This window comes from Pseudomonas fluorescens, from assembly GCF_902497785.1.
Classification (GTDB): domain Bacteria; phylum Pseudomonadota; class Gammaproteobacteria; order Pseudomonadales; family Pseudomonadaceae; genus Aquipseudomonas; species Aquipseudomonas fluorescens_BO.
The window spans coordinates 32075-46676 of the sequence record NZ_CABVHK010000020.1 but is presented as its reverse complement, the minus strand read 5'-3'; the positions used below and the strand labels follow the sequence as shown (position 1 = coordinate 46676).

The following is a 14602-nucleotide window of genomic DNA, read 5'->3' as shown; positions in this document are numbered from 1 at the left end:
GTAGGTAATGTAGTAAGTTAGGCCGGTGAATATCATGCGAAGCACGCGCCACTAGCGGAGCTTGCTTCAGAGGGTAGTTAATTGAACGATATGGCAAAGAATCTGATCCTGTGGTTGATCATCGCGGCTGTCCTGGTGACAGTGATGAACAACTTCTCCAGCCCTAACGAGCCGCAGACCCTCAACTATTCCGACTTCATCCAGCAGGTCAAGGATGGCAAGGTCGAACGCGTAGCGGTTGACGGCTATGTGATTACCGGCAAACGCAGTGATGGCGACAGCTTCAAGACCATCCGTCCTGCCATTCAGGACAACGGTCTGATCGGCGACCTCGTGGACAACCACGTCGTGGTTGAAGGCAAGCAGCCCGAGCAGCAAAGCATCTGGACTCAACTCCTGGTCGCGAGCTTCCCGATCCTGGTGATCATTGCCGTGTTCATGTTCTTCATGCGGCAGATGCAGGGCGGTGCCGGCGGCAAGGGCGGGCCGATGAGCTTCGGCAAGAGCAAGGCACGCCTGCTCTCCGAAGACCAGGTGAAAACCACCCTGGGTGACGTTGCCGGTTGCGACGAAGCCAAGGAAGAGGTCGGCGAGCTGGTTGAATTCCTGCGCGATCCGGGCAAGTTCCAGCGTCTGGGCGGTCGTATTCCTCGCGGCGTGCTGATGGTGGGTCCTCCGGGTACCGGTAAAACCTTGCTGGCCAAGGCGATTGCCGGCGAAGCCAAAGTGCCGTTCTTCACCATTTCCGGTTCCGATTTCGTCGAAATGTTCGTCGGTGTGGGTGCCAGTCGCGTTCGCGATATGTTCGAGCAGGCCAAGAAGCACGCGCCGTGCATCATCTTCATCGATGAAATCGACGCCGTCGGTCGCCACCGTGGCGCCGGCATGGGTGGCGGTCACGATGAGCGCGAGCAGACGCTCAACCAGTTGCTGGTTGAGATGGACGGTTTTGAAATGAATGACGGCATCATCGTCATTGCTGCAACCAACCGTCCTGACGTGCTCGACCCTGCGTTGCTGCGTCCAGGCCGTTTCGACCGTCAGGTCGTGGTCGGTCTGCCGGACATCCGTGGTCGCGAACAGATTCTCAAAGTTCACATGCGCAAGGTGCCAATGGGTGACGACGTCGCACCCGCGGTGATCGCTCGTGGTACGCCGGGCTTCTCCGGTGCCGACCTGGCCAACCTGGTCAACGAGGCGTCGTTGTTCGCTGCCCGTGCGGGTAAACGCATCGTCGAAATGAAAGAGTTCGAGCTGGCGAAAGACAAGATCATGATGGGCGCCGAGCGCAAATCCATGGTCATGTCCGAGAAAGAGAAACAGAACACCGCTTACCATGAAGCAGGCCACGCCATTGTCGGTCGAGTCGTGCCTGAGCATGATCCGGTCTACAAAGTGTCGATCATTCCACGCGGTCGTGCGTTGGGTGTGACGATGTTCCTGCCGGAAGAAGATCGCTACAGCCTTTCCAAGCGCGCACTGATCAGCCAGATCTGCTCGCTGTACGGTGGCCGTATTGCGGAAGAAATGACCCTTGGCTTCGACGGTGTGACCACCGGCGCGTCCAACGACATCATGCGTGCCAGCCAGATTGCGCGGAACATGGTGACCAAGTGGGGCCTGTCGGAAAAACTCGGTCCGCTGATGTATGCCGAAGAAGAGGGTGAAGTATTCCTTGGTCGCGGCGGCGGTGGTCAGGGTGCAAGCTTCTCTGGCGAGACAGCCAAGCTGATCGACTCCGAAGTGCGCAGCATCATTGATCAGTGCTACGGCACGGCCAAGCAGATTCTCACGGACAACCGTGACAAACTCGACGCCATGGCTGATGCCCTGATGAAGTATGAAACGATCGACGCTGAACAGATCGACGACATCATGGCCGGTCGTACCCCTCGCGAACCTCGCGACTGGTCGGGTGGCACCGGTACTTCCGGGACACCTCCGCCAGTGCAGGATCCGCGTCCGGAAACACCGATTGGCGGTCCGGCTGCTGACGTTTAAGGTTTGAAATGACTTTTGTTCAGTCCTCAACCCGGTTGCCTTGCGGCAACCGGGTTCTTGATTTGGCCCAGACGCATGTCATGGGTATTCTCAATGTCACTCCTGATTCCTTCTCTGATGGTGGCCAATACAGCCAGCTCGATGCGGCCATGCGCCACGCCGAAGCCATGGTCCTGGCTGGCGCGACGCTGATCGATGTCGGTGGCGAATCAACCCGACCCGGTGCCAGGGCGGTTTCACCGCTTGAAGAGCTGGAGCGGGTAGCGCCCATTGTCGAGCGCATCAGCCGCGAGCTGGACGTGATTATCTCGGTTGATACCTCCACGCCATCCGTCATGCGGGAAACCGCGCGGCTGGGGGCTGGCTTGATCAATGACGTCCGGGCGCTCCGTCGTGAGGGTGCCCTGGATGCGGCGGCGGACACCGGTTTGCCGGTCTGTCTGATGCATATGCTGGGTGAGCCCGGCGACATGCAGGACAATCCGCACTATCAGGACGTTACGAAAGAGGTGGGCGAGTTTCTCGCCGAGCGCATGGCGCAATGCGCATTAGTCGGCATTCCCGCCGAGCGGATCATTCTCGATCCGGGTTTTGGCTTCGCGAAAAACTTGCAGCACAATCTAAGCTTGTTCAAACATATGGAAGCCTTGCATGTCTTCGGTCGACCCCTGCTGGTCGGGGTTTCGCGCAAAAGCATGATAGGTCAGGCCTTGAATCGCCCGGTCGGAGAGCGATTGCAGGGTGGCCTTGCGCTCGCCGCGCTGGCGTCATTCAAAGGGGCGCGTATATTGCGCGTCCATGATGTGGCCGAAACCGTCGACGTGGTGCGGATGATCGCTGCTGTAGAATCAGCCGAATAAGAATGATGGAGCACTTATGACTAAAAAATACTTTGGCACCGACGGGATTCGTGGTCGGGTCGGCGAATATCCGATTACTCCTGAATTCATGCTCAAGCTCGGTTGGGCTGCGGGCATGGCATTTCGCAAAATGGGCGCCTGCAAGGTGCTCGTTGGCAAGGACACCCGTATTTCCGGGTACATGTTCGAATCGGCGCTCGAGGCCGGGCTGACGTCGGCGGGTGCCGATGTAATGCTCCTGGGCCCGATGCCGACGCCGGCCATTGCCTATCTCACGCGTACTTTTCATGCCGAAGCCGGCATCGTGATCAGTGCCTCGCACAATCCTCACGATGACAACGGTATCAAGTTCTTCTCCGGCAAGGGCACCAAGCTGCCGGATGAAGTCGAGCACATGATCGAAGAATTGCTCGATACGCCGATGACAGTGGTCGATTCGAGCAAGATCGGCAAAGTATCGCGAATCAACGACGCCTCGGGCCGCTATATCGAATTCTGCAAAAGCAGCGTTCCGACCGGTACCAGTTTTGCGGGGCTGAGGATCGTGATCGACTGTGCTCATGGCGCAACCTACAAGGTAGCGCCTAGCGTATTCCGTGAATTGGGCGCCGACGTCGTAGTACTTTCCGCTCAGCCGAACGGTTTGAACATCAACGAAAACTGCGGCTCGACTCACATGGGGCCGTTGCAGGCTGCCGTGCTGGCCGAGCACGCCGATCTGGGTATTGCGTTCGACGGTGATGGCGACCGGGTTCTGATGGTTGATCACACCGGCGCTGTCGTTGATGGTGACGATCTGTTGTTCATCATTGCCCGTGACCTGCATGAGCGCGGCCAGTTGAAAGGTGGCGTGGTCGGGACGTTAATGAGCAACCTGGGCCTGGAACTGGCTCTTGCGGATCTGTCGATCCCGTTTGTGCGGGCCAATGTCGGTGATCGTTACGTGATTGCGGACCTGCTGGAGCGCAATTGGTTGGTGGGCGGTGAGAATTCCGGCCATATCGTCTGCTTCAATCACACCACTACGGGTGATGCGATTATCGCAGCGTTGCAGGTACTGATGGCCTTGAAGACCCGCTCGGAAGGGCTGGCTCAGGCCCGGCAGTCGTTGCGCAAGTGCCCTCAGGTGCTGATCAACGTGCGTTTCGGTGGTGGTGCGAGCCCGCTGGATCATCCTTCGGTCAAAGAGGCCAGCGAGCGCGTGACCAACGCGATGGCCGGTCGTGGGCGCGTGCTGTTGCGCAAGTCTGGTACGGAGCCGTTGGTGCGTGTCATGGTCGAAGGCGAGGACGAAACCCAGGTTCGCGGCTACGCCGAAGAGCTGGCAAAACTGGTTACTGAAGTTTCTGCCTGAATTCGGCTTGCCAGCCATGATTGTGTTGGGTAACATCTGCGCCCACTTTGACCGACGAGGTACAGCATGCGTCGCCCTATGGTAGCTGGTAACTGGAAGATGCACGGTACCCGCGCCAGCGTCGCTGAGCTGATCAACGGCCTAAGTCATTTGGCCTTGCCGAGCGGTGTTGATGTCGCGGTATTCCCGCCTTGCTTGCATATCAATCAAGTGATTGATGGCCTGGAAGGCAAGTCGATTTCGGTCGGCGCGCAGAATTCTGCGGTGGAAGCCATGCAAGGTGCGTTGACTGGTGAAGTTGCGCCGAGTCAGTTGGTGGATGCAGGTTGTTCCCTGGTGCTTGTCGGGCATTCCGAGCGCCGCCAGATAATGGGCGAGCAGGACGGGATGCTGATCCGCAAGTTCGCAGCGGCGCAGGCATCTGGCTTGATTCCGGTGTTGTGCATAGGGGAAACCCTGGAGCAGCGCGAAGCCGGGAAAACGCTTGAGGTTGTCGGGCGTCAGCTGGGCAGCATCATCGATGAGCTGGGTGTTGGTGTTTTTGCAAAGGCAGTAATCGCTTACGAGCCGGTCTGGGCCATTGGCACCGGGCTGACTGCTTCGCCGCAACAGGCGCAGGATGTGCATGCAGCCATTCGCGCTCAGTTGGCGGCAGAGAATTCTGAAGTCGCACAAGGTGTGCGGCTTCTATACGGCGGCAGCGTGAAGGCGGCCAATGCGGTCGAACTGTTCGGCATGCCGGATATCGATGGGGGGCTCATTGGTGGAGCTTCCCTGAATGCAGATGAGTTCGGTGCGATCTGTCGCGCCGCGGGAAACTGAAAAAATGCTGGAAACAGTCGTAGTCGTTTTTCATCTGCTGGGTGCATTGGGCGTAGTTGCTCTGGTATTGCTGCAGCAGGGTAAAGGTGCGGATGCTGGCGCGTCTTTCGGAGCAGGTGCTTCAAATACTGTGTTCGGAAGCCAAGGTTCCTCTACCTTTCTTAGTAAGTTTACTGCTATACTTGCCGCCGGTTTCTTCATAACCAGCTTAGGGTTAGGTTACTTTGCTAAAGAGAAAGCTCACCAGCTGACTCAAGTAGGTTTGCCAAACCCGGCAGTGTTGGAAGTTCCAAAGCAACAACCGGCTTCTGATGATGTCCCGGTGCTTCAAGAGCAAAAGTCGGCTACTCCAGCGACTGACGTGCCTCCAGCTCAAGAGCAAAAGTAAGAAGGGTTTCAAACGTAGTATTGCCGAGGTGGTGGAATTGGTAGACACGCAACCTTGAGGTGGTTGTGCCCATAGGGTGTAGGGGTTCGAGTCCCCTTCTCGGTACCAATTATCAGGAAAGCCCGCTGTTGCGGGCTTTCTTGTAGGTGGAAGGTTACATTGACCCTGTCAGGGATCGGTCGTATACTTCCGCCCCAGCTTTGTCGCGGGGTGGAGCAGTCTGGTAGCTCGTCGGGCTCATAACCCGAAGGTCGTCGGTTCAAATCCGGCCCCCGCAACCAGTTTAAAGAGCCCCTTTTAAGGGGCTTTTTGTTAGCTGGACACTTTCTACGCCGCTATTCGACGGCGTTTCAAGGATGGGCGTTTCGCCCATTTTTTTATTTTGCAAAGCATGCACATACATGCACGAGGGGGTTCAGGTGTCGAGCAAGCTAGAAGAGTTGCAGGCCTTGTTGGCCCCGGTGGTCGTGGCCCTGGGCTATGAATGCTGGGGTATTGAGTTTTCGGCTCAAGGTCGCCACTCAATGTTGCGCGTTTATATTGATAAAGAAGGCGGCGTGCTGGTGGACGATTGCGCCATCGTCAGCCGTCAGATCAGCGGTGTCCTGGATGTTGAAGATCCAATCGCCGTTGAATACACCCTTGAGGTTTCCTCGCCTGGCATGGAACGCCCACTGTTCACTATTGAGCAGTTTGCAAAATTTGCCGGTGAACAAGTGAAGATCAAGCTGCGCTCGCCTTTTGAAGGTCGACGCAACTTTCAGGGCCTTCTGCGCGGTGTAGAAGAGCAGGACGTCGTGGTGCAGGTTGAAGACCATGAATTCCTGTTGCCGATCGATATGATCGACAAGGCCAACATTATTCCCAGTTTTGACTGAGACGTGCCAGAAACTGCGGATCCCGCGGATCCAATGGCTTGCGAAAGGCGAGGCGTACGATGAGCAAAGAAGTACTGCTGGTTGTTGAGTCGGTATCCAATGAAAAGGGCGTACCGGCTAACGTAATTTTTGAAGCGCTGGAGCTTGCTCTGGCCACTGCTACCAAAAAGCGGTTTGAAGACGAAGTCGACCTTCGTGTGGAAATCAATCGCCACACCGGTGCCTACGAGACATTCCGTCGCTGGACGGTCGTCGAAGAAGCAGACCTGGATGACCCGGCCATCGAAACCTGGCCGAGCAAGGTTGCTGAAACGCATCCCGGTGCTCAGGTCGGTGACGTAGTCGAAGAAAAAATCGAATCCATCGAGTTCGGTCGCATCGCTGCACAGACTGCCAAGCAAGTGATTGTGCAGAAAGTCCGCGAAGCCGAGCGCGCTCAAGTCGTTGACGCCTATCGCGAGCGCCTGGGGGAAATCATCTCCGGCACTGTGAAGAAAGTCACCCGCGACAATGTGATCGTCGATCTGGGCAACAACGCTGAGGCGTTGCTGGCTCGTGAAGACATCATCTCTCGCGAAACCTTCCGGGTTGGCGTGCGTCTGCGTGCGCTGCTCAAGGAAATCCGCACCGAGAACCGCGGCCCGCAGCTGATCCTGTCGCGTACCGCGCCGGAAATGCTGATCGAGTTGTTCCGCATCGAAGTGCCGGAAATTGCTGAAGGCCTGATCGAAGTGATGGCTGCATCCCGTGACCCGGGTTCGCGCGCCAAGATCGCGGTCCGCTCCAAAGACAAACGCATCGACCCGCAAGGCGCTTGCATTGGTATGCGCGGTTCGCGCGTCCAGGCTGTGTCGGGTGAGTTGGGCGGTGAGCGTGTGGACATCGTCCTGTGGGACGATAACCCGGCTCAGTTCGTAATCAACGCCATGTCCCCGGCTGAGGTTGCGGCAATTATCGTTGACGAAGATGCCCATGCAATGGACATCGCCGTTGGCGCAGACAATCTGGCTCAGGCCATCGGTCGCGGTGGTCAGAACGTGCGTCTGGCTAGCCAGTTGACTGGCTGGACCCTGAACGTGATGACCGAATCGGACATCCAGGCTAAGCAGCAAGCAGAAACCGGCGACATCCTGCGCAACTTCATCGACGAGCTGGAAGTCGACGAAGACCTTGCACAGGTGCTGGTAGATGAAGGCTTCACCAGCCTGGAAGAGATTGCCTACGTACCGGTGGAAGAGATGCTCAACATCGACGGCTTTGACGAGGAAACCGTCAACGAGCTTCGTGCTCGCGCCAAGGATCGTTTGTTGACCAAAGCTATCGCTACTGAGGAAAAGCTGGCAGACGCCCATCCGGCCGAAGACCTGCTCTCGCTTGAGGGTATGGACAAGGATTTGGCGATGGAACTGGCGGTGCGCGGCGTAATTACCCGCGAAGACCTGGCCGAGCAGTCTATTGACGATCTGCTCGACATCGACGGCATTGACGATGATCGTGCCGGCAAGTTGATCATGGCCGCCCGAGCCCACTGGTTCGAGTAATTAGGCGCGGCCTGAGGAGAGAAGTGCATGACGCAAGTCACGGTGAAACAACTGGCCGATGAGGTCAAAACACCGGTAGAGCGCCTGTTGCAGCAGATGCGTGAGGCAGGTCTGCCGCACACCGCCGCCGAAGAACATGTGACTGACAGTGAGAAGCAATCTTTGCTGACTCACTTGAAAAGCAGCCACAAGGCGAAAGTGGAAGAACCACGCAAGATTACACTGCAGCGTAAAACCACCAGCACCCTGCGTGTTGCTGGCAGCAAAAGCATCAGTGTTGAAGTCCGTAAAAAGAAAGTTTTCGTACAACGCAGCCCGGAAGAAATCGAAGCCGAGCGCAAACGCGAACTGGATGAACGTCGCGCAGTAGAAAATGCTGCTCGTCAGAAGGCTGAAGAAGAAGCCAAGCGTCGCGCCGAAGAAGAAGCGCGTCGCCAGCCTGCTGGTGCGCAAACCGCTACCAACGACGCTGTTGCAGCGCCGGCTGCAGTTGCAGAACCTGTACGCGAAAGCGCGCCGGTAGTTGCCGCTGCTCCAGCACCGTCTGCTGACGTTCGCAACAAGCAGAACGAACAGCGCCGTCCCGACAAACCACGCGCCGACGATAACAATCGTCGCAGCGGCGGTGGCGACGGCGAGCGTAAAAACGCTCCGCATCGTGCCTCGGTCAAAGAGAAAGCGCCTGCTCCACGTGTTGCGCCACGTACTACCGACGAAGAAAGCGATGGCTTCCGTCGTGGTGGTCGCGGCAAGGCCAAGCTGAAAAAACGCAATGCTCACGGTTTCCAGAGCCCAACCGGCCCTGTCGTGCGTGATGTGCAGATCGGCGAGACCATCACTGTTGGCGATCTCGCCAATCAGATGTCGGTCAAGGCTGCTGAAATCATCAAGTTCATGTTCAAACTGGGCACTCCAGCGACCATCAACCAGGTGCTTGATCAGGAAACTGCTCAGCTCGTTGCCGAAGAACTGGGCCACAAAGTGACCCTGGTCAGCGACACCGCCCTGGAAGATTCCCTGGCTGAGTCCCTGAAGTTTGAAGGTGAGACGTTCTCCCGTGCTCCGGTTGTGACCGTAATGGGCCACGTTGACCACGGTAAAACTTCGCTGCTCGACTATATCCGTCGTGCCAAGGTAGCTGCTGGCGAAGCCGGCGGTATCACCCAGCACATCGGTGCGTACCACGTTGAAACCGAACGCGGCATGGTCACCTTCCTCGACACCCCTGGTCACGCCGCGTTTACCGCCATGCGTGCTCGTGGTGCCAAGGCGACTGACATCGTGATCCTGGTAGTTGCAGCGGACGACGGCGTAATGCCGCAGACCATTGAAGCTGTCCAGCACGCCAAGGCCGCTGGTGTTCCACTGGTTGTTGCAGTGAACAAAATCGACAAGCCGGGCGCCGATCTTGATCGCATCCGTAGCGAGCTGTCGGTTCACGGCGTGACTTCCGAAGAGTGGGGCGGTGATACGCCATTCGTCTCGGTCTCGGCGAAAGTCGGTACTGGTGTAGACGAACTGCTCGAAGCGGTCCTGCTGCAAGCTGAAGTACTCGAACTGAAAGCAACCCCATCGGCCCCAGGTCGCGGTGTTGTGGTTGAATCGCGTCTCGACAAAGGTCGTGGCCCGGTTGCTACCGTTCTGGTTCAAGACGGTACCCTGCGCCAAGGCGACATGGTGCTGGTTGGTTCGAACTATGGCCGTGTACGTGCCATGCTCGACGAGAACGGCAAGCCAATCAAGGAAGCCGGTCCTTCCATCCCTGTCGAGATCCTCGGCCTGGACGGTACCCCGGACGCTGGCGATGAGATGAGCGTGCTGTCGGACGAGAAGAAAGCCCGTGAAGTGGCTCTGTTCCGTCAAGGCAAGTTCCGCGAAGTCAAGCTGGCCCGTGCTCACGCTGGCAAGCTGGAAAACATCTTCGAGAACATGGGCCAGGCAGAGAAGAAGACGCTTAACATCGTCCTCAAATCCGACGTCCGTGGTTCGCTGGAAGCGTTGAACGGTGCCTTGAACGGCCTGGGTAACGACGAAGTGCAAGTGCGTGTTGTCGGTGGCGGTGTCGGTGGTATCACCGAGTCCGACGCCAACCTGGCACTGGCTTCCAACGCTGTACTGTTCGGCTTCAACGTGCGTGCCGATGCTGGCGCTCGCAAGATCGTCGAGCAGGAAGGCCTGGATATGCGTTACTACAACGTAATCTACGACATCATCGAAGACGTCAAGAAGGCCCTCACCGGCATGCTTGGCAGCGACGTTCGGGAGAACATCCTGGGTATCGCCGAGGTGCGTGACGTGTTCCGCTCGCCGAAATTCGGCGCGATCGCCGGTTGCATGGTTATTGAAGGTGTTGTGCACCGTAACCGTCCAATCCGTGTACTGCGTGAAGACATCGTTATCTTCGAAGGCGAGCTGGAATCCCTGCGCCGCTTCAAGGATGACGCTTCCGAAGTACGTGCCGGCATGGAATGCGGTATCGGCGTCAAGAGCTACAACGACGTCAAACCTGGCGACAAAATCGAAGTCTACGAGAAGGTTCAGGTTGCTCGCAGCCTCTAACTCGCGCACTTCAAGGGCCACGCCAAGCCGCTGCATGCAGATGCGCGGCAAGGTGTCAGGACTCTAAATGCAACGCCCGGTCTGGCTTTTGTCAGGCCGGGCGTTTGCCGCTTTCAGACCCCACGGGTTTCACCGTGAGGCAGTAACAGGTAACAAGACATGGCAAAAGAATACAGCCGTACCCAACGTATCGGCGATCAGATGCAGCGTGAGCTGGCACAGCTGATCCGTCGTGAAGTCAAAGACCCGCGCGTCGGCCTGGTCACCATTACCGCTGTTGAAGTCAGCCGTGACGTCGGTCACGCCAAGATCTTCATCACCGTGATGGGGCAGGACAGCGCCGAAGACATCGCGCAAAGCATCAAGGTGCTCAACTCCGCCGCCGGTTTCCTGCGCATGCAGTTGGCCCGCGAAATGAAGTTGCGCAGCGTTCCGCAGTTGCACTTCCATTACGACGAAAGCGTCGTACGTGGCGCGCACCTGTCGGCCCTGATCGAGCGTGCGGTGGCTGAAGACAATCAGCACCCGGTTGCGGCAGAAGCCGAAGACACCAAGGAGTAATCGGTGGCTCAGGTCAAACGTATCCGTCGTAACGTCAGCGGCATTATTCTGCTCGACAAGCCGCTGGGGTTCACCTCCAACGCAGCGTTGCAGAAGGTTCGCTGGTTGCTGAATGCCGAGAAGGCCGGGCACACCGGCAGTCTCGATCCGCTGGCCACTGGCGTGCTGCCGTTGTGCTTCGGTGAGGCCACCAAGTTTTCGCAGTACCTGCTCGATTCCGACAAGGCTTATGAAACCCTGGCGCAACTCGGCAAGACCACCACCACGGCGGATGCCGAAGGTGAAGTTTTGCAGGAGCGCCCGGTGACCGTTGGTCGCGCCGATGTCGAAGCGGCGCTGCCTAAATTTCGTGGGCAAATCAGCCAGATACCGCCGATGTACTCGGCACTCAAGCGTGATGGCCAGCCGCTGTACAAGCTGGCGCGTGCAGGCGAAGTAGTGGAGCGCGAACCGCGTTCTGTTACTATTGCGCGCTTGGAATTGCTGGCCTTCGAAGGTGATACTGCGCGGCTTGCGGTGGATTGCACCAAAGGCACCTATATCCGCACCCTGGTGGAGGATATCGGTGAAGAACTCGGTTGTGGCGCTTACGTTGCAGAATTGCGACGTACCCAGGCCGGGCCTTTTACCTTGGCGCAGACGGTCACTCTCGAAGAGCTGGAAGCGGTACATGCCGAAGGCGGCAACGAAGCGGTCGACCGCTTTCTGATGCCATCGGACAGCGGCCTGCTGGATTGGCCACTGTTGCAGTTCTCGGAGCACAGCTCGTTCTACTGGCTCAACGGCCAGCCGGTACGCGCCCCCGATGCACCGAAGTTCGGCATGGTACGGGTACAGGATCACAACGGTCGCTTCATCGGTATCGGTGAAGTGAGCGAAGACGGGCGCATCGCGCCGCGTCGACTGATTCGGTCAGAATGACCGGACGAGGGTGGCTGTTAACAGGCACGGTCACTACTCATTTTTAGATACAGGGATTTGTCCCTGGCCTGTTGAAGCTGTTTCTTTGAAACAGTTTCCTGATAAAAGGATTGCCTCATGGCTCTCGACGTTCAAGAAAAAGCTCAAATCGTAGCTGACTACCAGCAAGCTGTTGGTGACACTGGTTCGCCAGAAGTGCAAGTTGCACTGCTGACCCACAACATCAACAAGCTGCAAGGTCACTTCAAGGCCAACGGTAAAGATCACCACTCCCGTCGTGGTCTGATCCGCATGGTAAACCAGCGCCGTAAGCTGCTGGACTACCTGAAAGGTAAAGATCTGGGCCGTTACCAGGCTCTGATCGGTCGCCTGGGTCTGCGTCGCTAATCAGCGATTGCGCTAGAGGTTGGTTGTCTGTCGTACGTCAGTGGGTTTCCCGCTGGCGCATGGCAGGCTCCCAGCCTCAAGTTTTATCTGGATACACGTTTTACCCTGGACAGGCGTTGGGCCGATTCCCGACATTGCCCAAGAATTTCGCAAGAAGACAAGTTCCCCAAGAGCCACAAAAGAAGGTAGGACACCGTGAACCCGGTAATCAAAAAATTCCAGTTCGGTCAGTCGACCGTTACCCTCGAGACTGGCCGTATCGCCCGTCAGGCCTCCGGCGCAGTATTGGTCACCGTTGACGACGACGTCAGCGTATTGGTGACCGTAGTCGGTGCCAAACAAGCCGATCCAGGCAAGGGCTTCTTCCCTCTGTCCGTTCACTACCAGGAAAAGACTTACGCTGCCGGTAAGATCCCTGGCGGTTTCTTCAAGCGCGAAGGCCGTCCTTCCGAGAAAGAAACCCTGACTTCCCGACTGATCGACCGTCCGATCCGTCCGCTGTTCCCTGAAGGCTTCATGAACGAAGTGCAGGTTGTCTGCACCGTCGTTTCCACCAGCAAGAAGACCGATCCGGACATCGCTGCGATGATCGGTACCTCGGCTGCGCTGGCAATCTCCGGTATTCCTTTCGATGGCCCGATCGGCGCTGCCCGCGTTGCGTTCCACGAAAGCACTGGCTACCTGCTGAACCCGACTTACGAACAACAGAAAGCTTCGAGCCTGGACATGGTCGTTGCCGGTACTTCGGAAGCCGTTCTGATGGTTGAATCGGAAGCCAAAGAGCTGACCGAAGACCAGATGCTGGGCGCGGTACTGTTTGCTCACGACGAGTTCCAGGTGGTGATCAACGCCGTTAAAGAACTGGCTGCCGAAGCTGCCAAGCCAACCTGGACCTGGGCTCCTCAGCCAGAAGCCACCGCTCTGCTGGGCGCGATCCGTGCCGAGTTCGGCGACGCGATCTCCCAGGCTTACGCCATCACCGTCAAAGCCGACCGTTATGCACGTCTGGGCGAGCTGAAAGACCAGGTTGTGGCCAAGCTGTCCGGTGAAGAAGGCCAGCCTTCTTCCAGCGAAGTCAAAGCCGCTTTCGGCGAAATCGAATACCGCACCGTTCGCGAAAACATCGTCAACGGCAAGCCACGTATCGACGGCCGCGACACCAAGACCGTCCGTCCGTTGAACATCGAAGTCGGTGTTCTGCCAAAGACCCACGGTTCGGCACTGTTCACCCGTGGCGAAACCCAGGCGCTGGTCGTTGCAACACTGGGTACCGCCCGTGACGCACAGTTGCTGGACACCCTGGAAGGCGAGAAAAAAGACCCGTTCATGCTGCACTACAACTTCCCTCCGTTCTCGGTAGGTGAGTGTGGTCGCATGGGTGGCGCTGGTCGTCGCGAAATCGGTCACGGCCGTCTGGCCCGTCGTTCGATTGCAGCCATGCTGCCTGCTGCTGACGTGTTCCCGTACACCATTCGTGTTGTATCGGAAATCACCGAGTCCAACGGTTCGAGCTCCATGGCTTCGGTCTGCGGCGCTTCCCTGGCCCTGATGGACGCCGGCGTTCCGATGAAGGCACCGGTTGCCGGTATCGCCATGGGTCTGGTTAAAGAAGGCGAGAAGTTCGCCGTACTGACCGACATCCTGGGCGACGAAGACCACCTGGGCGACATGGACTTCAAAGTAGCCGGTACCGCCAAAGGTGTGACCGCGCTGCAGATGGACATCAAGATCAAAGGCATCACCGAAGAAATCATGGAGATCGCTCTGGGCCAAGCCCTGGAAGCGCGCCTGAACATCCTCGGTCAGATGAACCAGATCATTGGCCAGTCGCGTACCGAACTGTCGGAAAACGCTCCGACCATGATCGCGATGAAAATCGACACCGACAAAATCCGTGATGTCATCGGTAAAGGCGGCGCGACCATTCGTGCGATCTGTGAAGAGACCAAGGCTTCGATCGACATCGAAGACGACGGCTCGATCAAGATCTTCGGCGAAACCAAGGAAGCGGCTGAAGCAGCACGTCAGCGCGTTCTGGGCATCACCGCAGAAGCTGAAATCGGCAAGATCTACGTCGGCAAGGTTGAGCGCATCGTCGACTTCGGCGCATTCGTCAACATCCTGCCGGGCAAAGACGGTCTGGTTCACATCTCGATGCTGAGCGACGCTCGCGTTGAGAAAGTGACCGACATCCTGAAAGAAGGCCAGGAAGTGGAAGTACTGGTACTGGACGTGGACAACCGCGGCCGTATCAAGCTGTCCATCAAAGACGTAGCAGCGGCCAAGGCTTCGGGCGTGTAATCACGCGCATTGCCTGACCGTTACAACGT

Annotated in this window: 12 protein-coding genes and 2 tRNA genes; all 14 read left to right on the top strand. The window is 57.6% G+C overall.

Features of this window, described 5'->3' with window-relative positions:
* The first annotated feature begins 90 nt into the window (after positions 1-90).
* Positions 91-2001 (top strand): ATP-dependent zinc metalloprotease FtsH, encoded by a 1911-nt coding sequence (ftsH, locus tag F8N62_RS25830; RefSeq protein ID WP_150713328.1) that lies wholly within the window; start codon positions 91-93, stop codon positions 1999-2001.
* An 8-nt stretch (positions 2002-2009) separates the two neighbouring features.
* The gene (gene folP / locus F8N62_RS25825; RefSeq protein ID WP_150713327.1) at positions 2010-2861 is read left to right on the top strand and encodes a dihydropteroate synthase; all 852 of its coding nucleotides are present in this window, start codon (positions 2010-2012) and stop codon (positions 2859-2861) included.
* A gap of 16 nt (positions 2862-2877) precedes the next feature.
* Positions 2878-4215, top strand: coding sequence for a phosphoglucosamine mutase (gene glmM, locus F8N62_RS25820; RefSeq protein WP_150713326.1), 1338 nt, complete (start codon positions 2878-2880; stop codon positions 4213-4215).
* 66 nt (positions 4216-4281) lie between these two features.
* Positions 4282-5037 (top strand): triose-phosphate isomerase, encoded by a 756-nt coding sequence (gene tpiA, locus F8N62_RS25815; protein ID WP_150713325.1) that lies wholly within the window; start codon positions 4282-4284, stop codon positions 5035-5037.
* Positions 5038-5041: 4 nt separating this feature from the next.
* Positions 5042-5425, top strand: coding sequence for a preprotein translocase subunit SecG (secG, locus tag F8N62_RS25810; RefSeq protein WP_017336473.1), 384 nt, complete (start codon positions 5042-5044; stop codon positions 5423-5425).
* A gap of 22 nt (positions 5426-5447) precedes the next feature.
* A tRNA-Leu gene (locus F8N62_RS25805) sits at positions 5448-5533 on the top strand.
* A gap of 96 nt (positions 5534-5629) precedes the next feature.
* Positions 5630-5706: transfer RNA gene (locus tag F8N62_RS25800), tRNA-Met, on the top strand.
* Positions 5707-5844: 138 nt separating this feature from the next.
* Positions 5845-6303 (top strand): ribosome maturation factor RimP, encoded by a 459-nt coding sequence (rimP, locus tag F8N62_RS25795; RefSeq protein ID WP_010463487.1) that lies wholly within the window; start codon positions 5845-5847, stop codon positions 6301-6303.
* Positions 6304-6362: 59 nt separating this feature from the next.
* Entirely contained in the window at positions 6363-7844 is a 1482-nt protein-coding gene (gene nusA, locus F8N62_RS25790) for a transcription termination factor NusA (RefSeq protein WP_045060041.1), read from the top strand.
* A gap of 27 nt (positions 7845-7871) precedes the next feature.
* Positions 7872-10403 (top strand): translation initiation factor IF-2, encoded by a 2532-nt coding sequence (gene infB, locus F8N62_RS25785; protein WP_150713324.1) that lies wholly within the window; start codon positions 7872-7874, stop codon positions 10401-10403.
* A gap of 159 nt (positions 10404-10562) precedes the next feature.
* Positions 10563-10964 carry a 30S ribosome-binding factor RbfA gene (gene rbfA / locus F8N62_RS25780; protein WP_034148332.1) on the top strand — a complete coding sequence of 134 codons (402 nt, stop codon included), beginning with the start codon at positions 10563-10565 and terminating at the stop codon, positions 10962-10964.
* 3 nt (positions 10965-10967) lie between these two features.
* On the top strand, positions 10968-11885 hold the full coding sequence (gene truB / locus F8N62_RS25775) for a tRNA pseudouridine(55) synthase TruB (protein WP_150713323.1): 918 nt from the start codon (positions 10968-10970) through the stop codon (positions 11883-11885).
* A gap of 117 nt (positions 11886-12002) precedes the next feature.
* Complete coding sequence (gene rpsO, locus F8N62_RS25770) at positions 12003-12272, top strand: 30S ribosomal protein S15 (protein WP_003176135.1); 270 nt, start codon at positions 12003-12005, stop codon at positions 12270-12272.
* A gap of 195 nt (positions 12273-12467) precedes the next feature.
* Positions 12468-14573, top strand: coding sequence for a polyribonucleotide nucleotidyltransferase (gene pnp, locus F8N62_RS25765; protein WP_095169459.1), 2106 nt, complete (start codon positions 12468-12470; stop codon positions 14571-14573).
* Positions 14574-14602 lie beyond the last annotated feature (29 nt).

Coding starts and splice junctions, on each gene's coding strand:
- ftsH (WP_150713328.1), top strand. CDS start 91: ATGGCAAAGAATCTGATCCTGTGGTTGATCATCGCGGCTGTCCTGGTG.
- folP (WP_150713327.1), top strand. CDS start 2,010: ATGACTTTTGTTCAGTCCTCAACCCGGTTGCCTTGCGGCAACCGGGTT.
- glmM (WP_150713326.1), top strand. CDS start 2,878: ATGACTAAAAAATACTTTGGCACCGACGGGATTCGTGGTCGGGTCGGC.
- tpiA (WP_150713325.1), top strand. CDS start 4,282: ATGCGTCGCCCTATGGTAGCTGGTAACTGGAAGATGCACGGTACCCGC.
- secG (WP_017336473.1), top strand. CDS start 5,042: ATGCTGGAAACAGTCGTAGTCGTTTTTCATCTGCTGGGTGCATTGGGC.
- nusA (WP_045060041.1), top strand. CDS start 6,363: ATGAGCAAAGAAGTACTGCTGGTTGTTGAGTCGGTATCCAATGAAAAG.
- infB (WP_150713324.1), top strand. CDS start 7,872: ATGACGCAAGTCACGGTGAAACAACTGGCCGATGAGGTCAAAACACCG.
- rbfA (WP_034148332.1), top strand. CDS start 10,563: ATGGCAAAAGAATACAGCCGTACCCAACGTATCGGCGATCAGATGCAG.
- rpsO (WP_003176135.1), top strand. CDS start 12,003: ATGGCTCTCGACGTTCAAGAAAAAGCTCAAATCGTAGCTGACTACCAG.